The following is a 26,141-nucleotide window of genomic DNA, read 5'->3' as shown; positions in this document are numbered from 1 at the left end:
TAACAAGATTTAGAAAAAGAAAATGACGAAAATAGATGATGACCAGACATACAAAATTATAGGTTGTGCAATGAAGGTTCACAACATTTTGGGAAATGGATTCCAGGAGGTAATTTATCAGCGATGTTTGGCTATCGAGCTGGATAATGCTGGAATTGCTTTTAAGCGAGAACAAGAAATGCCCATTTATTATGAAGGATATGAGGTTGGTAAACGCAGGGCCGATTTCATAATTGAAGAGAAAGTTATGGTTGAATTAAAAGCAATAATAAACCTCGAGGATGTCCACCTTGCTCAGGGCTTAAATTATTTAACGGCCACAATTTAGAAACCGGTTTGCTCATTAATTTTGGTTCCACCAGCTTGCAAACTAAACGATTATATAAAAAACACTAATCCTGAAAATCTTTAAATCTTGACGATCAGGATTCAGACAATTAATAAGCTAGTAAAATGATACAACTAAAAAACATTGACAAATACTACGATGCAAAGTTTCAGCGAACTTTTGTATTAAAAGGAGTAAACCTTGATATTAAACAAGGCGAATTTGTTTCAATTATGGGGCCAAGTGGTGCCGGTAAATCAACCTTACTGAATATTATCGGTTTTCTGGATGAGCCCAACGAAGGCGAATATCTGTTCCTCGATCAGCCGGCCAACCAGTTAAAAGAAAAACAGAAGGTGCAGTATCACCGCAGTCACATCGGTTTTATCTTTCAGGCTTTTCACCTGATTGAGGAAATGAATGTATACGAGAATATCGAAACGCCGTTGGTGTATCGCGGGGTGAAAGGCAAAGAGCGTAAAGCTATGGTTGCCGACATGCTCGACCGTTTTAACATTGTGGCCAAAAAAGATTTGTTTCCAAGTCAGTTGTCGGGTGGTCAGCAGCAGCTGGTAGCTATTGCACGTGCAATTGTAGGTAGCCCGAAACTTTTACTGGCCGATGAGCCTACCGGAAACCTGCACAGCGAGCAGGGACAAATGATTATGGAACTCCTGAAAAAACTGAACGATGAGGGAATGACGATCATCCAGGTAACGCACTCCGAAGAAAATGCAAAATACGGGAACCGTATCGTTCGTTTAAAAGATGGTTATTTGAAAGAAGACGAATAAGTATTCGGCCCTCCATGAGGAAGGAAAATAACAGGCAAAATGAACCTTTTTGAAAGTGCGTGTATAAGCACTAAATTAGTTGGGTTATTCAGCGCAACCATACAAGTACATAATTATGCCTCTTATGAATCTTAAAGTCGTATTTCGAAACCTGCTAAAACATCCTTTTTTAAACCTGGTAAAAGTTATCGGGTTGAGTCTGGCTTTAGCAGGTATTATTTTTATTTCGTTGTTTCTGAAAAATGAGTTGACTTACGACTCATATCAGCGGAAATCGGCTTGGACCTATCGTTATACAATAACAGATCCCGATTTTTTTAGCGGGAAACATTTTGCCCGGATTATCAATCCCGGATATGTAGCAGAAATGAGTGATGCGCTGCCGGAACTGGAAGATTTTGTCCGATTGCGTCCGGTGCGTGGCGGGCTGATGAAATACGGCGATAGATACTACAAGGTTAACCAGGCATTTGAATGCGACAGCACTTTTTTTAATGTTTTTGATGCCGAATTGTTGGTGGGAGATAAAAAAACGGCACTCGAAAATCCGGCTTCCATCGTTATAACCGAAAGTTTCGCCCAAACAATATTTGGAAAAACGAATCCTATTGGAGAAGTGTTAACTCTGCCTTCCGGGCAGTACTACGGCGAAAATCAGGACTTCACCATTTCAGGAGTTATGAGTAATTTCCCGGCAAACAGCCATATTCATCCCGATTTTGTTGCAACACCGGTTAGCGACCGGTTTACCTATGGATGGGCGTGGACTTACCTGGTTCTGGCCGAAAATACTTCTGTAGAGAATGTGAAGGCAGGAATTTACAATTACTTGAAAAATAATGAGGAGACGAACCCGGAGGAAATGGACACCGAGGTGCACCTGCAAAAGATCTCCGATATTCATTTAAACTCACATAAACTCCGCGAAATTGAAGAGAACAGCAACATCCGAAATGTATACGTGCTGGCCATTGCTGCAATCATTTTACTGCTGATTTCAATCAGTAATTACGCCAATCTGAATATTGGAATGGCCGGATTTAGTGCGAAATACCTTTTTATCAATAAGCTACTCGGTTCGTCGAGGAGTGCTGTTGTCAGCTATTTCTTTTTCGAAGGACTGTTTATTGTTATAGTAACCTTGTTGTTCACCGTTGTACTTTCGATACCTGTTAATGTTGTAATTGCCCGGTTTTTCAATCTGAATCTGCTAAAAGGTAATTTCGTTTTTACGATGCTGTTGATTTTTGGATTTTGTATTCTCACTCTGGGTTTTGGGATGCTTCCGGTGCTAAAGTCGGTGTTTGCTTTTGTAAGTACACGTTTCAATCGTGGATCTTCGCAGTCGTTCAAACGGGTAGGTATTAGCCGCGTTTTGATTGTTTTTCAATACGCCTTTTCCATTGCATTAATTGTGACTGTAATTGTTGTTTCGCGACAAACAAATTATGCTTTAAACAGCAGTTTGGGCGTTCAGGAAGACAATGTGATTTGTTTTGAATCGGTTCATGCCAGTATTCAGCAAAAGTTTGGTGTATTTAAGGAACAGCTGCTTCAATACAACAGCATCGAATCGGTTTCGGCCATGATGGAACCACCCGGTGGCGAGGCCAACGATATGTTTCCTTTTGAAATGGAAGGGTATGAAAGCGAGAATCCTGATCAAGGCCTCGACGGCATTGGTGTTTTTCCATGCGATTATTCTTTCGCATCCATATTCAAGCTGCAGTTTCTGGCCGGAACCAATTTTTCGGAAAACAATAACGATAACGAAGGATCGGGCGAATACATCATCAACAAAGCAGCCATGAATCGTCTGCATTATTCCAATCCGGATGAAATTGTCGGGAAGGATTTCAAGCTGAACTTTACATCTCCGGGATCGGGAATTACCATTCCAAAAGGAAAAATTATTGGCGTGGTTGAAGACTTTCATTTATCGAGCCTGAGGAAAGAGGTGGAGCCTTTGGTGCTTTTTAAGCGCGACAAGTTATGGCTGATCAACTTTGTAGTTTCATTTCAACCGGGCATGAAGGATGAGGCGCTGGCCGACATGAGGAAAGTGTGGAACGATTTATTTCCTGAATATCCTTTCAAGTACGAACATGTTGATGCCATGTACCAAAAGGTGTATAAAGCCGAATTGTTGCAGGCACGTTTGCTGTCGGTGTTTACTGTTATCGCACTTTTTATCTGTTCCATGGGTTTATTTGGATTGGCGCTGATTATTACACAAAACCGGACTAAAGAAATTGGTGTACGGAAAGTGAATGGTGCCCGTGTGTCGGAAATACTAATGCTGTTGAATAAGGACTATATCAAATGGGTGGCAGTAGCCTTTGTTCTCGCTTGTCCGGCGGCCTGGTTTGCCATGGAGAAATGGCTGGTAAACTTCGCTTATAAAACCAGCTTAAGTTGGTGGATTTTTGTGATTGCAGGAATTGTGGCTTCGGGTATTGTCTTGCTCACCGTATCCATTCAAAGCTGGAAAGCGGCAACACGAAATCCTGTCGAAGCACTTCGATACGAGTAAAGTCTGAAAAACGTACGTATAAATCTTGTCCAAAGTATTCGCCGGATTAAGACAAAATAAAGAAGCCCAAAGTTGCAATAACTCCGGGCCTCTTGAAAATATATGAAATTGGTTTTTACCTCTGATTCATCATTTTCTCCATAAGAGGAGCGTATTTGTTCATCAAACTTTCGTTGATATCCAGCGGTGGAACAGCATCTTCAGGTAAGAATGGTTTGTAAGGATGTTCTTTGCTGTATGCCGCAAATTCGTCTTTTACTTTTTGTAAATCCTTTGGTTTTGTTAGCAGGTCAATGGCGGTTGCAGCCATCGCTTTTGCCCCGGTGTTTAATCCTTTCCAGGCCAACGAACCATAGTTGCAGGTTACGGTTGACCAGTGGTGACCGATGGCACCCGGTACAACACCAGGGAAAACAATAGTTGCTGTTGGAGCTACCAGTGTAACATCTCCATGGTCAGAAGAACCACCACCGACGAAAGTTTCAGCCGGCAATTTTATTTTTTCCGGTTCGGCCGGCATGCCTTTTTCTTCTTTCTCCAGCGATTTTTGCAGTGCCTTTGCAAATTCCTGTTCTTCTTCCGTCCATTCCGGCATTCCTATTTCCTGGATGTTGGCATCCATAATTTCAGCCAGCGACTGGTTTTCGTGTTGCTGGTGAGCAGCTGCCATAACTCGAACCTCAGAAAGCTCGGTACCTGAAGCCAGAGCAGCTCCTTTGGCGCAATTCATTACCCTGTCGTACATGTCTTCCATTCGTTCATCGGTATTTCTGATAAAATACCAAACACTTGCTTTGTCGGGAACAACGTTTGGAGCTTCGCCACCCTCAGGAATCACATAGTGCATACGGTGCGTATAAAAAAGGTGCTCACGAAGGAAGTTGGTGGAGATATTCATGAGTTCAACGGCATCCAATGCGCTTCTGCCACTCCATGGACTTCCTGCGCTGTGGGCTGTCTTTCCGGTAAACGAATAGATCACCGAAATCATTGCATTTCCCGATACGCCATAACGGGTGCCAAAACTACTTGAAGTGTGGTTGTTAATCACCGCGTCAACGCCTTCGAACAAACCGGCACGAACCATGTACGGACGACTGATCAGCATCTCTTCGGCAGGCGAACCAAATACTTTTATTGTTCCTTTTAAACCGTATTCTTCCATTGCCTTTTTTGTTGCAATAGCCGCTGCCGTTGCCGCCGTTCCCATCAGGTTATGACCGCAACCATGTCCGGGCGCACCTTCTACCAGCGCATCCTGTTCCGGCGTCCGGGCGGTTTGCGAGATCATCGGTAAAGCATCGTACTCGGCTAAAATTCCAATAACCGGTTCTCCCGATCCATAGGTAGCCACAAAACAGGTTGGCATTCCTGCCAGGTCTTTTTCAATCGAGAATCCTTCTTTTTCGAGCGTTTCAATAAGAAGAGCGGATGATTTGAATTCCCGTAAACCCAATTCGGCAAAGCCCCAAATCTGATCCGAAATCTCTCCGAAATCTTCTACTACTTCGGGCTGACTCAGCCAGTCGAGTGCATATTTTTTCTGTTTTTGACCAAAAGATTGAGAGCTTATGCAAAGAATCGCACAAAGAATAAAAGGCATAAATTTTTTCATAGTTAACTTATGTTGGTTTTGGCTTGAATATAATCTGAATAATCGTTATAAAATCATTCATAAATAAAACAATATGAATATTTAATATTGATTTATCTGACAATATGAAATTAAATGACATAAGTCATAAACATTGGAGGGTTTTAATAGAAATGTTGGAATGAAGTAATTTGTCTAGCTCACGCCGTTGTATTTTTTACGGTATTTGCCGGGAGTAGTACCTTCGATTTCTTTAAAAACACGCGAAAATGAAGCGACAGAACCAAAACCTGCCTCGCGCGCAATATGTTCCATGGTGTAAATATTATTGGCTTTTGAAACCATAAGGCGTTTGGCTTCATCAACCCGGTACTTGTTTGTAAACTCATTAAAATTCATTCCGAATTCGTCGTTTATGAGTTTCGAAATGTAGGTGCGGTTGGTATGAAGCGATTCGCAAACCGTGTTTATCCGCAAATCGTTAAGCTGATAGATTTTTTCGGTTTCAAATAAATTGATGAGGCGATTTTTTAATTCTTCTTCCGATGAAACTGTAAATTCTTCTTTTGGTTTGTCGTTCTCGTACAAACTCTCAACTATTTGATGCTGTTGATTTCCCTTGAATCCGATAAGAAAGAATATTGTCGAGAAAAAGGCGGATGGTGCCAGCAGCGAAAGGTTGTGATGAATAAAATAACTTCGGCCCAATAATGCAAAAACAATCGCCATACCGGATACAATAAAAGCGGTAATACTTAGGTTTCTTACCCAGTTCATCTTTTTCCCTTCGGTGTTGGAGAAATAGTTGTTGATGGTTTGATTGTGTTTATTGGCAAGCCGGATTATCAGTGCCAGGTAAATAAGCGTTTGAGCTATAAAAACGATTCGGCTGAGTAAGAAAATCCAACCTTTAATTCCGGGTAAAGTGTTTAGGTTGACACCTTGTAGGTTGGTTTCAATTAATATGTATTTAACGTAGTATATACGTTGTTCGTGCGAAAGAAAAAACGTGATGATCAAACTTATTAGTCCAAGCAGAATTCCGGGAATAAAATGAAAATAATGTCGGGGAAGTTTCAGTTTTATGGTCGTTAATTTAAGAATATACGTGTAAAAGAGTGGGTAAAGCGAAAGTCCGGAGTAGATATAAATGCTCTCGAAAAAGGAATAAAGGAAATACATCCGCGAAAAAAATATAGCATGAGAAACATAAAGTAGTGCTGCCAGCAGCATATAAATGCCAAGAATCCATCGGGGGGGATTAGCCGATTTCTTTTGGGACAGAAAAAGAATACTCCAAAATACAGTAACATATATTGGAGATAATAATGCTATGGACGTGGTCATTGGAAAACAATATTATGTACGTGATAAATGTACAAAGTTATGTTGTATAAAGTTTTGCTTTTTTACAATATGAGCATCATTTTTACGTTTTGAACCTGTATTTATTCGTAGGAAAAACGAAATTCGTAGGACGTTAATTTCAATTCTTGAAAACATAGGCTGATGTAAGATATTTGGCCGTTCTTCAGTAGATTTTTTCGCTGCTGTAAACAGCCAACCCTCCTCTTTTTAATAAAACTTAATGCAAAAAGAAAAGGTGGTCCACTAGCAGACCACCTTTTTCAGTATCTGTTTTTTAATCGTTTAAACGTCGAAAGAATCGGCTTTTCGGTAAGCCTCAATAAAAGCTAATTCGCCTTCTTTTCCCGGAATACTTTTCCCGTGTTCGGCACAAATTGTACCGTTGTAGCCTTTGTCGTGCATATGTTTGAAAATATTGACGAAGTTAATTTCTCCGGTTCCCGGTTCTTTACGTCCCGGGTTGTCGCCGCAATGGAAAGCACCGATATAATCCCAGCAGATATCCATGTTCATGATGAGGTTGCCTTCGGTAATTTGCTGGTGATACAGATCGTCGACAATTTTACAGCTTGGATGATTAACGGCAACACAAATCATTTTCGCCTGAGCCATTTTTGTGAGGAATAGTTTTGGGTGGTCGACCTGGTGGTTGAGTGGTTCCATAACCATATCTAGTCCGCTTTTTCCGGCAACCTCACAACAGGCGCGCATATTGTTGATTACATTAATGGTTTGGTAATCCCAATCCATTTTTTCGTCATAAATACCAAATGTTATCAATCCTGTTTTTGCACCGGTTCTTTTTTGTGTCTCGAGTGCTTCTTCTGTTTTGCCTACCAGCATTTTAGTTACTTCAGGATCGTCGGTAACGGCGTATTTGGCTCCATGATCGGCATAAACGATAAACGGGCCGATATCGAGTCCAAGTCGTGCTGCTTCGTTACCAATTTTTTCCTGCATTTCGGCCGGTTTCCACATCAGTCCGTTGTCGAAAAATGCAGTAAATCCCTGATCGGCAATAAACTTTAAATTTTCGATTGGGTCTTCGCCAACATGTTCGCGGAAGGTTCCAAGACCCGGAGCGTACTTCAACTTAAATTTAGCTGAGTTTGACACTTTTGAATCCGTTGTTGTGGCATTTGCAATTCCGGAAATACCGCTGAAAGCCATGCTGCCTGCAACAGTGTTTCGTATGAAGTTTCTTCTTTTCATGGTTATGTGGTTTAAATTAAATGCTTTTTAGCTGTCGTTTATAAGGCATCAAAACCGATGCTCTTTTTATATGACGTAAAAGTTATGAAATATGACTAATTCTTTTGCTTAATCGATGGTAATTTTACTTCCCCACCAGTTATTACCCGGCTTAAAATCTTTCGAAAGCATCTTTTTTCTTTGTGCTTCCAAGGCTGGCCATCTTTTATCAATTACGTTTTGCAGGTGCGCTTTTTCACGTTCTGCAGTCCATGTTGGGTCTTCAGTCGGATAACGAGCACCCATTTCATCCAACAGTTTAAAAAGCTCCTGGTTCAGTTCGTCTACTTTATCCGGATAATCAGCAGCAAGATCATTTGTTTCGCTCAAATCATCTTTCAGATTATATAAAGATTTCCGGCCGTCTTCGTAATAATGAATGAGTTTCCAATCGCCCAAACGGATGATCGATGATGGTTCGCCGCCCTGATTTCCGTAATGTGGGTAATGCCAGATTAAGGGACGCTCGGCAATTGTTTCGCCTTTCAATAGCGGAACCAGACTTACTCCGTCCATATGTTCTTTCGGTTTAAGATCGGCACCGCAAAGTTCGAGAATTGTTGGGTAGAAATCGGTTCCTGTGACAGGCGCACTGCATGTCTGTCCATTCCCAAGTTCGGGAACTTTTATAAAAAATGGTTCGCGAATTCCACCTTCAAACTGATACCCTTTTCCGCCACGCAAAGGTTTATTCGATGTGGCAAATGCATCGCCGGCAGCCACGCCTCCGTTATCGCCGGTAAAACAGATTATCGTATTTTCAGAAAGACCTAATTCATCCAATGCGTTTAATACATATCCAACCGCATCATCGGTGCTTTCAACCAGCCCGGCATAAATCGGGTTGTCCTGGTGTTGGCGGATGGGCAGAAAATGGCCCATTTCAAATCCGGTTTCGGCTATTCCCAATGCTTCTGCTTTATCGCGGTATTTTGCCCATTTTTCCTGCGTAGTTTGAATAGGGCCGTGTACCGCATAAAACGACAGGTAGGCAAAAAAAGTAGTGTCCTTGTGGTTTTGTATAAAGTTGACTGTTTCTTTTGCCAATCGCATGGTGAGGTTTTCTCCGTCAGGGCCGCTTTGCAGATTTGGATTTTTCCAGGGAGCATAATAACCGCCAATCGGACTCCCCACATCCCAGCCACCTTTGTTGATGTCAAAACCATGATCTTCGGGCCACGATCCTTTTTCGCCAAGATGCCACTTGCCGGCAAAAAAGGTGGTGTAGCCAGCCTCTTTTAAAGCTTCGGGAAGTGTGGTGTAGCTGTGTTGAAGATGATCTACATATTCAGGAGGTAGTAGTTTTGTCGCCCGGCCTGTTTTACTCCAGTCTTCGCCGGTAGGTGCTCCAATCCAATCGGTAATGCCATGTCGGGCCGGAAACTTACCACTCAAAATGCTGGCTCGCGAGGGGCTGCAAACCTGACAGGCAGCATAACCGTCGGTAAATAACATTCCTTCGTGGGCAATACGATCGATGTTGGGCGTTTCGTAGTACTTACTCCCCATAACACTGCAATCGGTGTAGCCATAATCGTCAACCAGAATAAAGAGAACATTCGGTTTTGAAACTTCCTGTTTTGTAGATTGACACGAAAAAAATGTGGCGGCAATAAGTGCCAGAAATACAATCTTTGTACTCATAATGGTATTTATTCTTCGTTACCGAATTTGAATAGATCGGATTTGGTATGTGATTTTTCGATTAGCGCACTCAGTTCCTCAACCAGCGCAGGATGATCGGAGGCAACATTTTGCTCTTCGCCAGGATCGGAAGCCAGGTTGTATAGTTCTGTGGTTGTTTTATCGGGTGTGAACACATTGTAACTAACCAATTTCCAGTCGCCTTTTCGAACCGCCTGTCGTCCTCCCATTTCATGGAACTCCCAATATAAATAATCGTGTTGAGCAGATTGTTCTTTGCCAAGCAAAGTTGGTAAAAACGAAATGCCATCAATCGAATCAGGCGCAGAAATACCGGTAATTTCGGCCACGGTGGGGAATACATCCCAGAATGCCGAAATATGATCAGACGAACTGCCGGCAGTAATTTTTCCGTCCCAAACGGCGATCATTGGAACACGAATACCACCTTCATACAAATCGCGTTTGTAGCCTTTTAGTGGTCCGTTTGAGTTGAAATAATCCGGATCGGCACCACCTTCCAGATGCGGCCCGTTATCGGATGTGAAAATGATTAGTGTGTTTTCGTAAATCCCCAGTTCTTTCAGTTTGGCAACAATCTCTCCAACCTGCATATCAAGATAGTCAACCATTGCTGCAAAGGCTGCGTGCGTTTCTGTTTGTGATCCGTATCCGCCTTGTTTATATCGTTCTCCATCGTCAACACCCTCGTATTCTTTTTCAGGCTCCAGTTTGCCACGGTATTTAGCAATATATTCTTCGGGAGCAAACAACTCGGCATGAGGAATTATCGAGGGATAGTACAAAAAGAAAGGCTGGTCTTTATTGGCTTCGATAAAATTGAGCGCTTCGGTATGAATGAGTTCCGGTCCGTAAGCTTCCGTTTTTTTACCGGAATTACCTTCAAGAATTACCTTTTCCTGGTTATGCCAAAGATGATAAGGGTAGTAGTTGTGCCCCATTCGTTGGCAGTTGTAGCCATAAAACTCGTCGAAACCCTGCATGTTTGGATCGCCTACCGAACCCGGATAATCCAATCCCCATTTGCCAAAAGCACCGGTTGTGTAACCAGCTTCTTTTAAGGCTTCGGCCACGGTGACGGCACCGGCCGCGATTGGATATTGTCCTTCGGGTTTCCACTCTTTGTTGCCTCTAACCGGTGTGTGCCCGGTGTGTTGCCCGGTCATTAACGCCGAGCGTGAAGGAGCACAAACCGTAGAACCCGAATAATGTTGGGTAAAGCGCATTCCGTTTTCAGCCAGCTTATCGATATTTGGCGTTGAAAAATGAGTTTGCCCGTAGCAACTCAGGTCGCCATAACCCAAATCGTCGGCCAGAATGTAAATAATATTTGGTCGGACGGGTTCCGTCTCCGTGGTTTTTGGTTTTGGCTGGCAAGCCAGCAATAAAAAGCTTAGAATAGTTGGTAAGATTAGTTTTCTCATAGTTTGGTTAGTCGTATTAAATCGCTTTTGTTTGAATGAAAATTGTTGCAGGTTCAAGTCCTTCGCCACTCACTTCCAATTGCATTTCTCCGGCCTCTTCAAGCGATTGAACGGTTACAACTAATTTACCGCTAAAAGCTTTCATTGTTGGCAAGTGGAACAACTCGATTGATGTAGCATCGCCATTACAAACGGCTTTGTATTTCCCGGCACCGCTAACTTTAAAATTCAGTTGATTGGTAGCAGTGGGGCAGAAGTTTCCGTCTTTGTCAACCACTGAAACAGTGATGTAGCTGAGGTCGTTTCCATCGGCCGACATCTCATCGCGATCGGCGGTTAATTGCAGGTGATGAGGTGCTCCGGCAGTATGAATTTCCTGTTCTGCCACGGTATTTCCGTCATCGTCGAAAGCAACCACTTTTACGGTTCCCGGTTCGTATTTAACATCCATCCACATCAAACGGTTTCTGTTCAATAGAGTTTCTTTGCTTTTCTTCCGAACCCCCTGACTTTTGCCATTTACAAACAGCTCGGCGCTGTTGTAGTTGGTGTACACAAAAACTGGAGTAGTTTCTCCTTCGCGACCGTCCCAGTTCCAGTGCGGAAGAATGTGCAGCGTTTCGTCTTCGGTATTCCAACGGCTGCGGTACAGGTAGTAGCGGTCTTTTGGTAAACCAGCCAGGTCGCAAATCCCAAAATACGAACTGCGCGATGGCCATGCTTCGTTGTATGGCGTTGGCTCTCCAAGGTAATCAAATCCGGTCCAGACAAACTCCCCGATTACCCATTCAAAATCGTCCTGCCAGTAAAAATCTTCATCCGGGATGTTCGACCAGTAGCAAGCTTCCAAATCGTACGACGAACTTTGGAAATCGTCGTATCGTTTCATTTTAGCCTCTTCAACCGGAAATTTGTAAATACCGCGAGAACTTACTGTTGAAGCAGTTTCCGAGCCCAAAATGAATCCCTGAGGGAAACGCTCGTATGCCTCGTCGTACAAATGCAAGCGGTAATTTAAACCGGGGATATCCATAATGGCGCCAAACCCGTTTTTCAGGGTGTTACCCACCTGGTCCATTCCAACGGTTACGGGGCGCGTTCCATCTTCGCGATGGAAAATATCCTGCAGCCATTTGGCCAGTTTTACTCCTTCGTTACCCCACTGATCGGGAACTTCGTTACCCGAACTCCACATAACAATACAAGGGTGGTTGCGTGTTGCGCGAACCAGGTTTACCACGTCTTTTTCGGCCCAGTCGTTAAAATACAAGTTGTAGCCATTTTCAACTTTTGGTTTGGCCCACTCGTCAAAACTTTCGGCAAGGAAAAGAAATCCCATTTCGTCGCAAAGTTCAAGCTGCTCCATCGACGGCATATTGTGCGACGAACGGATGGCATTACAGCCCATATCTTTTAATATTGTGAGTTGGCGTTTCAAGGCAGCTTTGTTTATAGCGGCCCCCAGCGGCCCCAAATCGTGGTGCAGACAAACACCTTTAAACTTGGTAACTTCGCCATTTAGTATCAAACCTTTGCCACGCTCGTAAACAACACTTCGTACACCAAAACGAATATTCTGTTCGTCTTTTAGCGTGTTGCCTTCGTACAATTTCATGTTCGCGGTGTACAAGTATGGCGATTTGGTATCCCAAAGTTTTGGATTAGGAATGGCGATGTTTTGTTCTGTTTTGTTGCCAAATAGTTCGTTGGTAGTGTTGGTTGCCACCACGTTTCCATCGGCATTTTTAATTTCGGTAACCACTTTAATGTTGCTACCGTTAATTTCAGCCTTCAGGTTTATCTGCGCTTCTTCTTCCGAAACAAAAGGCGTGGTTATAAACGTTCCCCATTGGTTAAAATTCACCTCGTTTTCTACAATAATCTGCACTTTGCGGTAAATTCCTGCGCCGGGGTACCAGCGCGATGATGATTCTTTATTTTCGAGGCGAACAGCCAGCAGGTTTTCTTCGCCGGTATTCACATAGTCGCTAATGTCGAAATAAAAATAGCTGTAGCCGTAAGGGCGGTTACCCACTTTTTTACCGTTTACATAAACTTCGGCATTGCTCATGGCTCCATCGAAAACAAGCAGTGCTTTTTTTCCCGGGCCAAAATCTGGCAATTCGAATGTTTTGCGGTACCAGCCAATTCCAATGTGTGGCAATGCGCCGGTACGACCGGTACGCAGGCGAGCCTCTTTTTCCATGTCCTGCGTAACCAAAACTTCCTGGGCATCAATTTCTTTATCAAAAGGTCCTTTAATGGCCCAATCGTGCGGAACTTCAACCGTTTCCCAATTTGTTGTTTCGGTTTGTGGCAGCTGGGCATCTGCAACTTCCTGGTTCATGAATTTCCAGTCTTTTGTGAGTGTTTGTACACTTCGTGTTTCGCTGCTTGTTTCAACACAGGCCGAGAAAAGAAATAGGATGAAGATGAAGGATAATAAAGATTTCATATGCTATAAATTGTTTGTTATTAGTAGATAATACGCTAGGTATTACAACGAGAGAACATGTATTTTGTAGGTTGCTTTACGAATTAAAGTATGTTCTTTGTGTTTCATTGCACTCGAATTTCAACGGTTCTTTCAATTAACTGACGCATTTTTCAATACTACATACATACGCTTGAATTAAAATATTTGTTGCTACAAATTCTAATTTTACTGGTAGGTACTGGTATGGTGCAAATATGCAAAGAAATCCGATAATTCAAATTATTGCGGAACCTATCCTGCAACAGGATTTTATAGGAAAGTGCACTATGACAGTGAAAGAGGAAGGCTGAAATGGAAGCTGGTGCCTTTGTCTTTTTCGCTTTCCACCCAAATTTTTCCGCCGTTTATTTTTACGAACTCCCGGCAAAGAATTAAACCTAATCCCGTTCCTTTTTCTTGGGCGGTACCCTGGCGTTGTACCGACATCTCAATTTTAAACAGCTTTTCAATCATTTCCGGAGTCATTCCGATACCGTTGTCTTTTACCGTTACAATAAGCATCTCGCCATCCTTATCGGCAAGTAATTCAATCTTTCCGTTTCGGTTCGAGAATTTTATGGCGTTGTTCAGCAGGTTGCGTACAACAAAATTTACCATGTCAAAATCGGCATAAACCATTGCTTTCTTTTTCGAAATCTCGATGCTGATATCCTTGGTTTTTGCCGTTCCGAGATTTAAATCCATGTTGATTTCGAAAACTTTATGGATGAAAAATGATTGTGGCTCAAATTTGATGGTGCCGGTTTGGGTACGCGACCACTCCAACAGGTTTTCCAGTAGTTCGTATCCACTGGTGGCTGCCTGATGCATACCGTCGATAAGCACATCAAAATCATCCGAGTTTTTTGTTGCTTTTTCGTTCCGCAGTAAATCGGAAATGCCGATTAATACATTAAACGGATTCTTTAAATCGTGCGCTATTATCGAAAAAAACTTGTCCTTGGTGGCATTCAGTTTTTTTAGTTTGTTTTCGTCTTCAGCAAGTCGTATCAGGTTTTCTTCGAGCAGTAATTTCTGAAGGTTAATGGTGTCGTAATTGGCTTTAAGTTCGTCGGTGTGTTTTTTGCGAAGAAATAGAAAAAAGCTGAGTGCCACCAGAGATAGCAAGAGGACAATAATGGCTAAAGCAGCTTTTACACGAAATTTGAACTGATCGCTTTCGGTTTTAGCAGTCTCCAACTCTTGTTCGAGCATTACTTTTTTCCGTTCAGCCCTGGAAGCTTCTTCTGCTTCGAAATTTCCCAAAGCTTCAATAACTTCATCAGGTTTTAGCATTTCAAATGCCTCGTCGCCTTTTGAAATCATTTCGTAAGCTTTTTCGTACTGTTTTAGTCCGGCATAAGCTTTTCCTTTTTCGTTGTAATAGTCCGAAAGGTAGTCGAATTTATCCAGCTCAATACTCTTCTCTATTGCTTTGTCGAAATAACGAATCGCGGATTTGTATTCTTTCTTTTTCAGGTAATATTTACCTTGTAGAAAATGAATTTCGACGGCGAGTTTTACAAACTGATCCCGATTGGTACTTGCCGATATTTTATCGAGATAAGCCTTTGCTTGTTCCAGGTCTTCGGTTTCAATATAATAATTGATAAACCCTAGCATAACCTCTGTTTCGCGCTGTTTATCGGCAATTTTAGGCACAAGTTTTTGGGCTTCCTTTAAGTGGAAAAGGGCTTCGTCGTTTCGGTTTAGTTTTATATAGTTGGTGCTCAGCGATATGTGGCTAAGGCTTTCATTACCAATGTTTCCGGTTCCTTTGTCTACCTCGAGTGCTTTTTCGTAATATATCAGGCTACTCCGGTACTCTTTTAAATATTCGTAATACGAGGCAATGTTGCTATAGGCTTCAGACAGCGCATAGTTTTTGTTCATTTCTTCGCTCAGGTACTTCGCTTTAATAATGTATTTGAGGGCCAGTACCTGGTTTTTGCCATACGAATATAAAACACCAAGATTGTGGTAACAGGCCACCAGCGAAGTAGAGTCGTTGGTCTGGGTAAATATTTCAATTGCCTGTTCGAGGTTTGATATCGCAGGAAGCCAGTTTCCCGACTGATCGAAAATATAACTGATTAGAAACAGTGCGGTTCCTTCGCCCTTTTTATAATTTACTTGTTGAGAAAGATCAAATGCTTTTCTTGCATATAGGAGCGAACTGTCTGCGTCGCCGTATATAAACTGGCCTGAAATGTCGATATAGGTATCAACAATTTTTTCGGCATCAGTTTCAGTTTTTATCAGATTTTTAAGCGAGTCGATTTTGTTTGTTTCGTTCCCGAAAGCTGTCAGAAAACCGGAGATAAACATCAAAAATAAACTCAGCAGTATATTTTTATTCGTTATTTTCATAATCATTGCACAGGAAGGCAAATATAATTAAATCAATTATATGCGACAGAAATTTAGCTGAGGTAGTAACATTTTAACAAAATCCGGAATTCGTTGTCGGTTTATTTTTCGTTAATATGAAGGCGAAGCCTATAGGAGCAAAAAACTGATATTTTTCATATTTCTAATTCTTTTTCTACCTTGTAGCTATAAGATTGTTTTGTAAAACCATGAGATGTATGATAAAACATTGTTTTGGTACGCTTTGCATTGTCTTGCTTTTTATAGTGGCTGCATGCACCTCAAAAAAACACCCAGAAGACATAAAAAAAGAACATCGCCCGGTTGTCGATCGCGATTTACCCGAAATTTTGGATGATGGAGTGTTGAATGTTGTTACTACTTACAGCAGTACCAGTTATTTTCTGTATCGTGGCCAACCCATGGGTTACGAATACGATTTGTTGAAACGTTTTGCCAAACATTTAGGTGTTGATTTTAAAATTGAGATTTCGAACGATTTCGAAACCATGTACAACATGCTGATGGATGGAAAAGTAGACCTGATTGCGCATGGAATAACAATCACCGGCAAGCGAAAGGAGCTGGTACAATTCACCGATTATTTATACCTCACTCACCAGGTTTTGGTGCAAAAAAAGCCCGATAACTGGCGAAAGATGAAATGGAGTGCAGTGCAAGGTTCGTTAATTCACGATGCCATTGATCTGATTGGCGACACCGTTTCGGTGCGTGCAAGCTCCTCGTATTTAAACCGGGTTGAAAACCTGATGGATGAAATGGGAGGTAAAATTTATATTGATACGCTACCCGGTGATTTATCGACCGACAGAATAATAGAAATGGTTGCCGACGGCGAGATCAAATACACTTTTGCCGATAATAATATTGCCACCATAAATGCATCGTATTATCCCAACCTTGATGTTCGTGTGCCGGTAAGTTTTTCGCAGCGAATGGCCTGGGCAATCCGGCCCGAATCGGATGAGTTGTTAACGGAGCTGAATACCTGGATCGATTCGATGAAAAGCGGCGTGGCCTATTACGTCATTTACAACAAATACTTTAAAAACGAACGTTATTTTAAACGACGCGAAAACAGTGTTTTCTACAGTATTAATCATAACCGGATAAGTGAATACGACGATTTGCTTCAGGTGCACGCCGATACACTGGGCTGGGACTGGCGGCTATTGGCTTCGATGGTTTACCAGGAATCAAAATTTAATCCGGTTTCGGAGTCGTGGGCCGGTGCGCAGGGATTGATGCAAATGATGCCGCAAACGGCCGAACGTTATGGTGTTATCGACAGAACCGATCCTGAAGAAAACCTCGAGGGTGGTGCCAAAGTATTAAAAGTTTTATGGGACCGTTTTATTGATATTCCCGATTCGGTGCAGAGGATAAAATTTACAATGGCGGCCTACAATTGTGGTTATAGTCATGTGCTTGATGCACGTACCCTGGCCGAGAAGGAGGGGATTGACAGTTATCGATGGGACGAATGCACCGAAGAGTCGATGTTAAAACTCAGTTATCCTGAAAATTATAATAAATCGTTTATAAAATACGGTTATGTAAGAGGTATTGAGCCGGTTACCTACGTTAAACAAATATTTAGTCGTTACGAGCATTATTGCCAGTTGGTGGAATAAAAAAACCGCTTCCCAAACGAGAAACGGTTTTAGTATTTTATATCGAAATTTGTTCTTACTGAACGTCGATAGCATTTAAATCTTCAAAAGCCTGCTTCAAACGGGCAATCATAGCTTCTTCTGCTTTACGCAACCAAACACGTGGATCGTAGAATTTTTTGTTTGGTTTTTCGTCACCATCAGGGTTCCCAATTTGTCCCTGCAGGTAATCGTGGTTCGCAGCTTCGAAAGCACGAACACCATCCCAATATGCCCACTGTGTATCGGTATCGATGTTCATTTTAACAACACCGTACGAAATAGCTTCGCGAATTTCTTCGTGTGTTGAACCTGATCCTCCGTGGAATACAAAGTTTACAGGTTTTTCAACAGTTGAATGTTTCTCCTGAATGTATTTCTGTGAGTTATCAAGAATTTTCGGAGTCAATTTAACGTTACCTGGTTTGTAAACACCGTGAACATTACCAAACGATGCAGCAATAGTGAAGTTTGGCGATACTTTGCTCAACTCTTCGTAAGCATAGCAAACTTCTTCAGGTTGAGTGTAAAGTTTAGATGCATCAACATCGCTGTTGTCAACACCGTCTTCTTCACCACCGGTAATACCCAATTCAATTTCAAGAGTCATACCCATTTTGGCCATGCGCTCCAGGTATTTTTTGCTGATTTCGATGTTCTCTTCAAGTGGCTCTTCGCTAAGGTCAAGCATGTGCGAACTGAAAAGTGGTTTACCAGTTTCGGCAAAGTGTTTTTCGCTGGCATCTAACAAACCGTCAATCCATGGTAACAATTTTTTTGCTGCATGGTCGGTGTGAAGGATAACACGTACACCGTAAGCTTCGGCTAAGGTGTGAATATGTTTTGCACCTGCTACAGCACCTAGAATAGCTGCTTCCTGGCCTTCAAGTTTTAAACCTTTACCGGCGTTAAATGCAGCACCACCGTTCGAAAATTGAATCATAACTGGAGCGTTTACCTCTTTGGCAACTTCCATAATTGCATTAACTGATGAAGAACCAACAACGTTTACTGCCGGCATGGCAAATTGTTTGGCTTTTGCTTCTTCAAAAATAAATTGTACGTCAGCACCGGTTACTACTCCCGGTTTAACGTTTTCGGCTATTTTTCCCATAATAAAATCGTTTTACTTTTATATCAAATATGAATAAGAACACAAAATTACGATTTGAGTTTAGCTAAACCAATTTTTCCTTGTTAATGATAGTGAAAATCGGACAAAATTATCTGAAAATTAACGCTGTACGATTTTCTTATTTAACGTTAAATATTGTTGCCGCCATTTAACGAAACCAACTCATTCTTTGTTTTTTATTTATTTTCACGGCGCAAAAAAAAATTAAAACCAAAGATTAACTCGAATAAAAATGGCAGTAAGTTACAAAGACTTAGGCTTGGCGAACAGTAAAGAGATGTTTGCAAAAGCTGTTGAAGGCGGATATGCTATTCCGGCCTACAATTTTAACAACCTTGAGCAAATGCAGGCAATTCTGCAGGCTTGCGTTGAAACAAAATCACCAGTAATTCTTCAGGTATCATCAGGTGCACGTAATTATGCTAACGCTACTTTGTTGCGTAACATGGCGCGTGGTGCTGTTGAGTACGTAAAAGAATTGGGTTGTGAGATTCCGGTTGTTCTTCACCTGGATCATGGTGATACATTCGAATTGTGTAAAGACTGTATCGATAACGGTTTCTCTTCAGTAATGATCGATGGTTCGCACCACTCATACGAAGAAAACGTAGCGTTAACTACAAAAGTTGTTGAATACGCACACGCTAACGGTGTAACTGTTGAAGGTGAGCTGGGTGTTTTAGCAGGTGTTGAAGACGATGTAGTTGCTGAAGAGTCGACTTACACGAGACCGGAAGAGGTTGAAGATTTTGTAAAACGTACAGGTGTTGATTCATTGGCCATCTCTATTGGTACTTCTCACGGAGCACACAAATTTACTCCTGAACAGTGTACTAAAAACGAAGATGGCGTATTGGTTCCTCCTCCATTGAAATTCGATATCCTGGAAGAAATTGAAAAACGTATTCCTGGTTTCCCAATCGTTCTTCACGGTTCTTCTTCTGTTCCAATGGATCAGGTAGAAATTATCAATGCAAACGGTGGCGACTTAAAAGCAGCTGTTGGTATTCCTGAAGAGCAATTGCGCAAAGCAGCTGCTTCTGCAGTTTGTAAAATCAATATCGACTCTGACGGTCGTTTGGCAATGACAGCTGCTATTCGTAAAACAATGGCCGAAAAACCGGGTGAGTTCGACCCACGTAAATACCTGGGACCAGCTCGCGACTCGTTAAAAGAGTTGTACAAACACAAAAACGAAAACGTTTTGGGTTCGGCAGGTAAAGCTTAATTAGAGCAATACAAAATACTATAGAAAAGGATGGCTGGTCAGTCATCCTTTTTTTTTGTGGTATATACTGATATAACTCCCGTTATTACAGCATGTGTAGTCTTCATGAGCCTGATAGATAGCAAGATGTATTCATAATAATTTGTATGATATCGTTTTATTTCTTAAGTTAGCGGCTCTTTATACAGAACGTATTTGAAGAAGAGTCCCTTATCCCGCCATTAAAATCGTCTTCGTATGTAAAAGAATTGTTGCAGATTGTTAAACTAACTGCACATGTTGTATTAATGATATCAAAACAGGGTAAAATAGATATTGTAGGGTCGGTATTTTTGCTTCTTTTTTGGGCCGGGTCTGTTATGGCTCAACCCAAATACCTTCAACTGAACCAATACGGCCTCGACGATGGTTTGTCTTCATCGATAATTACTTGCATCAACCAGGATAAGAATGGATTCATTTGGATAGGTACGCGCGATGGTCTGAATCGTTTTGATGGAGATCAGTTTAAAGTGTACAAGAATAATGAAGATGAAGATCAGGTACATACGCTGCCCGATAATTTAATTCTCGATTTGTGTCTCGGTAATGAAGACCAGTTATATGTCGGCACAACTTCCGGACTCGGTGTCTACGAACCGGAACTAGACAAATTTCATAATTTTAAGAACGACTCCACGTCTTGTTTGTTTGAGCTCCCAATGCAGGCCCGGGCTGTCCTGGTCGACAGTGTTGGTAGTGTGTATATCTGCAGTACAAATGGACTTTATTATTTCAATACGAAACAGAATACTTATCACCAGTATACAACTGAAGATGGGTTTATTAGCTCGGTTATTAACGATGTTTTTCTAGCTGCCGATAACCGTTTGTGGATTAGTTCCAACCGGGGGCTTTATGTCTTGAATACGAAGACAAATGAGTTAGAACATATTAATATCGGGCTTAATGATGAAGATTATTCGAATGTGAGGTTTGAGAAGATTGTTGCCGATCATTCAGGAATAATTTGGGTGGCAAGTTATGCCGATGGGCTTTTTATGGTTGATCGAAACGGAGAAGGAAAAGAGCGGTTGAAAAATTTTGCTCACGATCCGAACGATCCGAATTCTATATCGAAAAACCGCTTGTTGGGTCTCGAAGTCGACCGTTTTAACAACCTGTGGATGGGTGCCGAAAACGATGGAATTTATTGCCTGAACGAGGACCGAAAAACCTTTAAGCACTACCTGTCGTCGAAAACCGATCCTTTGGTTGCAAAAACGTACTCGGTTGAGAGTATTTTTATCGATTCGGGGGATAATATGTGGATTGGAACATACGCAAACGGATTGAATGTTGCACCAAAAAATAGCGAGTCGATTGTGTCGTTCACCCAGTTTAAAGGCGGCGATCCGAACAATTCCAACAACGTGGTAAATGCATTCTATGAGCTGAACGACAGTATGATTAGTATTGCTACAGATGGAGGAGGGATCAACATTTTTAATAAAAAAACTGGATTCTTCGAAAGCGTGAATACCTCAAATTCAAAGCTGCCAAACGATTATATTTTGTCGATAGCCGAAGATAACAGAGGTAATTACTGGATGGCAACCTGGGGAGCAGGGCTTTTATATAACGAGGCAGGAACCGATGAACTTACCGTTTACAACTCAACGAATTCTCCGTTACCCGATAATAATCTTTTTCATGTTTGTGCCGGTAATAATTCAGATGTATTGATTGCAACTTTTTACTCGGGTCTGGTGTATTTTTCGCCCGAGCTTAACAAGTGGGAGATCTATAACTCCGGGAACAGTTCATTTCGGGGAAACTACGTCAATGTTATTCGAAAGGCAGATGACGGATCGTTTTATGTGGGAACAAATTCGGGACTATATCGCTTTTACCCCGACAGAAAAGAGATGCAGGAATGTGTGCATGGAGATGAAATTGAAATGCTGCAAACTGCACATGTTTACGATGTTTTTGTCGAAGATAATACTTCTGTTTGGGTAGGAACATTAACCGGATTGATACACTTTAATCCCAAATCCGGAGATAGCCGAATGTTTACAACAAACGAAGGTTTACCGGCCAATACGGTAAATGGTATTTTAAAAGATGCCAATGGATTTATGTGGTTTTCAACATCAAAAGGAATTTGCAGGGTGAATGAAAACTACGATAAATTCGACACTTATTATAAATACGATGGTTTACAAGGCGATGAATTTCGCCCAAGGAGTGTTCTCATCGATTGCGATAATAACCTCTATTTTGGTGGAGTTAATGGTTTTAGTATCATTTTCCCCGACAAGCTAAAGAAGAATACACGGGCTCCTGAAATTAAGTTCACCGAATTGGAAATATTCAACAAACCTATTTTGCCAAATGAATCCGCTTCGCCATTAAAAAGAATACTGGCAGAAACTCAGGAGTTGAAACTGAATTTTTCACAGTCGGTTTTAACTTTCCATTTTAGCGTTCTGGATTATACAAATCCTGAGAAAAACCAGCACGCTTATTTGCTGGAGAATTTCGACAACGATTGGACGTATTGCGGAACGCGGCGACAGGTTACTTATACCAATCTCGACCCGGGTAAATACATTTTACGCGTAAAAGGCGCCAACAGCGATGGAGTGTGGAATGAAGAAGGTATTGCTTTAGAAATTACGATTGTACCTCCGTGGTGGAGAACATGGTGGTTTATTGTGATTTTGTTTGTCTTTGTTGTCGGATTGTTTTGGTTTGTAAACCATGTTAGAATTAATGCGCTTGAAAAACAAAAGCAGAAACTGGAGCTGGCTGTAAAAAACCGGACAAAGGAACTTGCCGAAATAAATGCCACCAAAGACAAACTGTTTTCGGTTATTGCTCACGACCTGCGAAATCCGTTTAATGTTATTCTTGGCTACACTGATGTGCTGATTGAAGGCTACGATAATTTCGATAAAAAAATGATGAATCAGATTCTTGCCAATCTGAAATCGGCCGGAGACAGTGCCTTTGCATTACTCGAAAACCTGATGAGCTGGTCGAGGTCGCAACGGGGAATTATCGAGTTCTTACCCCGAACTGTGGTGTTAACCGATTTTCTCGATTCGGCTTTACTTGAAGTTGATGCTGTGGCGAAGAAAAAAGAGATAAATGTAATCGACCAGGTAAAGGATGAGACGATAAGTATTTATGTTGATTACAACATGATGTTGCTGATATTTAGAAACCTGCTTACCAATGCAATAAAATTCAGTAAACTCGGAACTGAAATTCTGATAAAAACCGGGGGGAATGATGGCAGGTTTATTACAATCGGTATCGAGGATCAGGGTATAGGAATGGATGCGGAGGCGATTCGTGTATTATTTCAGCCGGGAAAACTGCAGACTTCCATCGGTACAAAAGGCGAAAAAGGTAGTGGACTGGGTTTGATGCTTTGTAAAGAATTTATAGAAAAACATAAGGGGAAAATATGGGTGGAGAGCACGTTGGGAAAAGGTTCGGTGTTCTGGTTTACAATGCCGTTAACCGAAAAAGTGTTTGAGAAGTAAAAAATGGCATCCGCTTTTAGCGGATGCCATTGTAAAACCTCAACCAATCTGTCCTCTTGTTTAAGGTCTGTCCCTCTCTCTCTTCAACTTTTATGCTACTGTCATAAATAATTCCAAATCTTTTTCAACCTCAGTAATACCACCAATTCCAAAGTTTTCAACCAATACATTAGCAACATTTGGCGAAAGGAATGCAGGAAGTGTCGGTCCAAGGTGAATATTTTTTACGCCTAAGTGTAACAGTGCCAGCAATACAATAACTGCTTTTTGCTCGTACCAGGCAATGTTGTAGGCAATTGGTAACTCATTAATATCATTCAATTCGAATACCTCTTTTAATTTTAAAGCAATAACCGCCAGCGAGTAGGAATCGTTACACTGTCCGGCATCGATTACGCGTGGAATGCCGCCGATATCGCCCAAAGGCAATTTGTTGTATCGGTATTTTGCACATCCGGCGGTAAGAATCACCGTGTCTTGTGGCAGTTGCTCGGCAAATTGTGTGTAATAATCGCGGCTTTTCATACGCCCGTCGCAACCGGCCATTACAAAGAATTTTTTGATAGCACCCGATTTTACGGCGTCAACAATTTTATCGGCCAGTGCAAATACTTGTGCGTGTGCAAAACCACCAACGATCTCTCCTGTCTCAATTTCCTGAGGTGCGGCACATTTTTTAGCGTGCTCGATAATCGCACTAAAATCTTTCATTTTACCATCTTCGCGATCCGGAATGTGGATGGCTCCGTTAAGACCTGATGCGCCGGTTGTATAAATACGGTCGGTGTAAGTTGCCGACGATTTTGGCGGAACAATACAGTTGGTCGTAAACAGAATTGGTCCGTTAAAACTTTCGAATTCGGTATTCTGTTTCCACCATGCATTTCCGTAATTACCCACCAGGTGATCGTATTTTTTGAAAGCCGGATAGTAGTGAGCCGGCAACATTTCGCTGTGTGTGTAAACGTCAACTCCGGTTCCTTCAGTTTGTTTCAGCAACTCCTCCATGTCTTTCAAGTCGTGACCTGAAATAAGAATTGCCGGATTATTGCGAACGCCAATATTTACTTTTGTAGCTTCCGGATTTCCGTAAGAACCTGTGTTGGCTGCATCCAATAAGGCCATTACATCAACTCCGAATTTTCCGGTTTCCAATGTTAAGGCAACCAATTCGTCAACACTCAAATCTTCGGTGGTGGCAACCAATGCACGTTGCATAAAAGCAAAAATCTCATCTTTCCGGCTATCTAAATTGTAAGCATGTTCAGCATAAGCCGCTAATCCTTTTACGCCGTAAATGATCAACTCGCGTAACGAGCGGATGTCTTCGTTTTCATTACTCAGTACACCAACTTCCTCAGCTTTTGCTTCAAACTCTTCTGTTGTGTTTCCTGTCCAGGTGGCAATGGCCGGAAGTTCTTCGGGTAAAACAACACCTGCTTCCTTGCTCAATACGTGCAATTCGTTTCTCAGCTGGAGTGCTTTAATGATGCGTTTGGTAAACACTGCAGCATCAAAATTGGCGTTGGTGATGGTGCTGAACAAACCGTCGAAAACGAATTTGTCAACTTTTTTAGGGTTGGCACCAACTGCTCTTAATTTTTCGTTATACCAGCTAACGCCTTTCAGAACAAACAATAAAGTATCCTGTAGATTTGCTACATCACTGGTTTTTCCGCAAACTCCTGCTATGGTGCAACCGGTTCCTTTGGCTGCTTCCTGACATTGAAAACAAAACATGCTCATTACAATATTTTTAAATGATTAATTCTTCGAATTTGGGTGAACGAGGGCCCTGGTTTTATCACAACTTAATTAGGTATCTTAAATCCATTCTTCAGAAAGAACATCCCCTTTTATTCCGATTACAACTTCTTTAACGGGTACTTTTCGCGATGCCATTTGAGTGGCGCGGGTTACCATTTGCGACAATCCGCCACAACATGGAACCTCCATAATTACCACAGTGATGGTGTTCACTTTGGCTTCCTCAATTAGTTGCATTAATTTATAAATGTAGGTGTCGGTGCTGTTATCGAGTTTTGGGCAGGCAATTACCATTTTACGGCCCTTAATAAAGTCGTTGTGGAAGTTGCCGTAAGCAAAACCGGCGCAGTCGGCTGCGACCAATAGATCGGCGCCTTTAAAATAACTGGCTGCCGGATTGATCAAATGCATTTGCACCGGCCACTGCGTAAGTTCCGATGGTGTTTCTGTTGCCGGAGCGGCCATTTTTAAACCACCTGCATCAAACGACATTGGTGCTGATCCCGGACATCCGCCAGTAGTGCAACCACCACCTGAAGCTTTTTCTTCTTTGGCTCCGTGAAGCAGCTCGTGTACTTCGCTGATTTCGAAAGGCATGGCCTCGCGATTGGCTTTAATAAAACCAAGGGCCTGCTGTAAATAGCCGGTTTCGTTGTGGTCCTGCAAATGTTTTAAATGGGCAAACATGGTGGCTTTTCCTTGTTTTACCATTTGCGAGATAGTGGCAATTTCGTCGTAAGCATCGGCTTCGCGCTCTTCAATAGTAATTGCTCCTTCGGGACAATGTCCAATACAAGCGCCCAGACCATCGCACATTAACTCGCTGATCAGACGTGCTTTTCCGTCAATTATCTGCAGCGCTCCTTCGTGACAGTTCGGAACACAAATTCCGCATCCGTTACACAAATCTTCGTCAATTTTAATTATCTCTCGTATCATCTTTCTTGTTCTTTTCTTTAAGTTTACGCAACAAAAGTAAGCCACCGGCGTTTGGCAAAA

General features: G+C 41.9%; 16 protein-coding genes. 6 read left to right on the top strand and 10 right to left on the bottom strand.

Features of this window, described 5'->3' with window-relative positions; all coding sequences use genetic code 11:
• The first annotated feature begins 22 nt into the window (after positions 1–22).
• The 3 genes from SLH46_RS00925 to SLH46_RS00915 all read left to right on the top strand — a co-directional run bounded on the left by SLH46_RS00925 (position 23) and on the right by SLH46_RS00915 (position 3,655).
• A complete protein-coding gene (locus SLH46_RS00925; protein WP_320279255.1) occupies positions 23–328 on the top strand; it encodes a GxxExxY protein in 306 nt (101 codons plus the stop codon).
• A gap of 125 nt (positions 329–453) precedes the next feature.
• Positions 454–1,122: an ABC transporter ATP-binding protein gene (locus tag SLH46_RS00920; RefSeq protein ID WP_320279254.1), complete on the top strand. Its 669-nt coding sequence runs from the start codon at positions 454–456 to the stop codon at positions 1,120–1,122.
• Positions 1,123–1,246: 124 nt separating this feature from the next.
• Positions 1,247–3,655: an ABC transporter permease gene (locus SLH46_RS00915; protein WP_320279253.1), complete on the top strand. Its 2,409-nt coding sequence runs from the start codon at positions 1,247–1,249 to the stop codon at positions 3,653–3,655.
• A gap of 115 nt (positions 3,656–3,770) precedes the next feature.
• Here SLH46_RS00915 and SLH46_RS00910 read toward each other — a convergent pair whose 3' ends face one another.
• From SLH46_RS00910 to SLH46_RS00880, 7 genes are all read right to left on the bottom strand, one after another.
• On the bottom strand, positions 3,771–5,270 hold the full coding sequence (locus SLH46_RS00910) for an amidohydrolase (RefSeq protein WP_320279252.1): 1,500 nt from the start codon (positions 5,268–5,270) through the stop codon (positions 3,771–3,773).
• A 174-nt stretch (positions 5,271–5,444) separates the two neighbouring features.
• Positions 5,445–6,596 carry a helix-turn-helix domain-containing protein gene (locus SLH46_RS00905; protein WP_320279251.1) on the bottom strand — a complete coding sequence of 384 codons (1,152 nt, stop codon included), beginning with the start codon at positions 6,594–6,596 and terminating at the stop codon, positions 5,445–5,447.
• Positions 6,597–6,899: 303 nt separating this feature from the next.
• Positions 6,900–7,829 (bottom strand): hydroxypyruvate isomerase family protein, encoded by a 930-nt coding sequence (locus SLH46_RS00900; protein WP_320279250.1) that lies wholly within the window; start codon positions 7,827–7,829, stop codon positions 6,900–6,902.
• 108 nt (positions 7,830–7,937) lie between these two features.
• Entirely contained in the window at positions 7,938–9,512 is a 1,575-nt protein-coding gene (locus tag SLH46_RS00895) for a sulfatase (protein WP_320279249.1), read from the bottom strand.
• Positions 9,513–9,520: 8 nt separating this feature from the next.
• Positions 9,521–10,957 carry an arylsulfatase gene (locus SLH46_RS00890; protein WP_320279248.1) on the bottom strand — a complete coding sequence of 479 codons (1,437 nt, stop codon included), beginning with the start codon at positions 10,955–10,957 and terminating at the stop codon, positions 9,521–9,523.
• A 16-nt stretch (positions 10,958–10,973) separates the two neighbouring features.
• On the bottom strand, positions 10,974–13,412 hold the full coding sequence (locus SLH46_RS00885) for a DUF4982 domain-containing protein (RefSeq protein ID WP_320279247.1): 2,439 nt from the start codon (positions 13,410–13,412) through the stop codon (positions 10,974–10,976).
• Between the two features lie 306 nt (positions 13,413–13,718).
• Entirely contained in the window at positions 13,719–15,803 is a 2,085-nt protein-coding gene (locus SLH46_RS00880; RefSeq protein ID WP_320279246.1) for an ATP-binding protein, read from the bottom strand.
• A 218-nt stretch (positions 15,804–16,021) separates the two neighbouring features.
• Between SLH46_RS00880 and SLH46_RS00875 the strand changes: the two genes are divergently transcribed.
• The gene (locus tag SLH46_RS00875) at positions 16,022–17,458 is read left to right on the top strand and encodes a transporter substrate-binding domain-containing protein (RefSeq protein WP_320279245.1); all 1,437 of its coding nucleotides are present in this window, start codon (positions 16,022–16,024) and stop codon (positions 17,456–17,458) included.
• Between the two features lie 55 nt (positions 17,459–17,513).
• On the opposite strand, the gene fbaA is transcribed toward SLH46_RS00875, so the two are convergent.
• The gene (fbaA, locus tag SLH46_RS00870; RefSeq protein ID WP_320279244.1) at positions 17,514–18,590 is read right to left on the bottom strand and encodes a class II fructose-bisphosphate aldolase; all 1,077 of its coding nucleotides are present in this window, start codon (positions 18,588–18,590) and stop codon (positions 17,514–17,516) included.
• Positions 18,591–18,843: 253 nt separating this feature from the next.
• On the opposite strand from fbaA, the gene SLH46_RS00865 reads away from it, so the two are divergent.
• Positions 18,844–19,839, top strand: coding sequence for a class II fructose-bisphosphate aldolase (locus tag SLH46_RS00865; protein WP_320279243.1), 996 nt, complete (start codon positions 18,844–18,846; stop codon positions 19,837–19,839).
• A 287-nt stretch (positions 19,840–20,126) separates the two neighbouring features.
• The gene (locus SLH46_RS00860) at positions 20,127–23,375 is read left to right on the top strand and encodes a ligand-binding sensor domain-containing protein (RefSeq protein WP_320279242.1); all 3,249 of its coding nucleotides are present in this window, start codon (positions 20,127–20,129) and stop codon (positions 23,373–23,375) included.
• Positions 23,376–23,465: 90 nt separating this feature from the next.
• On the opposite strand, the gene hcp is transcribed toward SLH46_RS00860, so the two are convergent.
• On the bottom strand, positions 23,466–25,121 hold the full coding sequence (gene hcp, locus SLH46_RS00855; protein WP_320279241.1) for a hydroxylamine reductase: 1,656 nt from the start codon (positions 25,119–25,121) through the stop codon (positions 23,466–23,468).
• A gap of 78 nt (positions 25,122–25,199) precedes the next feature.
• Complete coding sequence (locus tag SLH46_RS00850) at positions 25,200–26,081, bottom strand: ATP-binding protein (RefSeq protein WP_320279240.1); 882 nt, start codon at positions 26,079–26,081, stop codon at positions 25,200–25,202.
• Positions 26,082–26,141 lie beyond the last annotated feature (60 nt).

Source organism: Draconibacterium sp. IB214405, assembly GCF_033963885.1.
GTDB lineage: Bacteria > Bacteroidota > Bacteroidia > Bacteroidales > Prolixibacteraceae > Draconibacterium.
The sequence above is the reverse complement of the archived record's forward strand: the minus strand, read 5'-3'. Positions and strand labels throughout refer to the sequence as shown.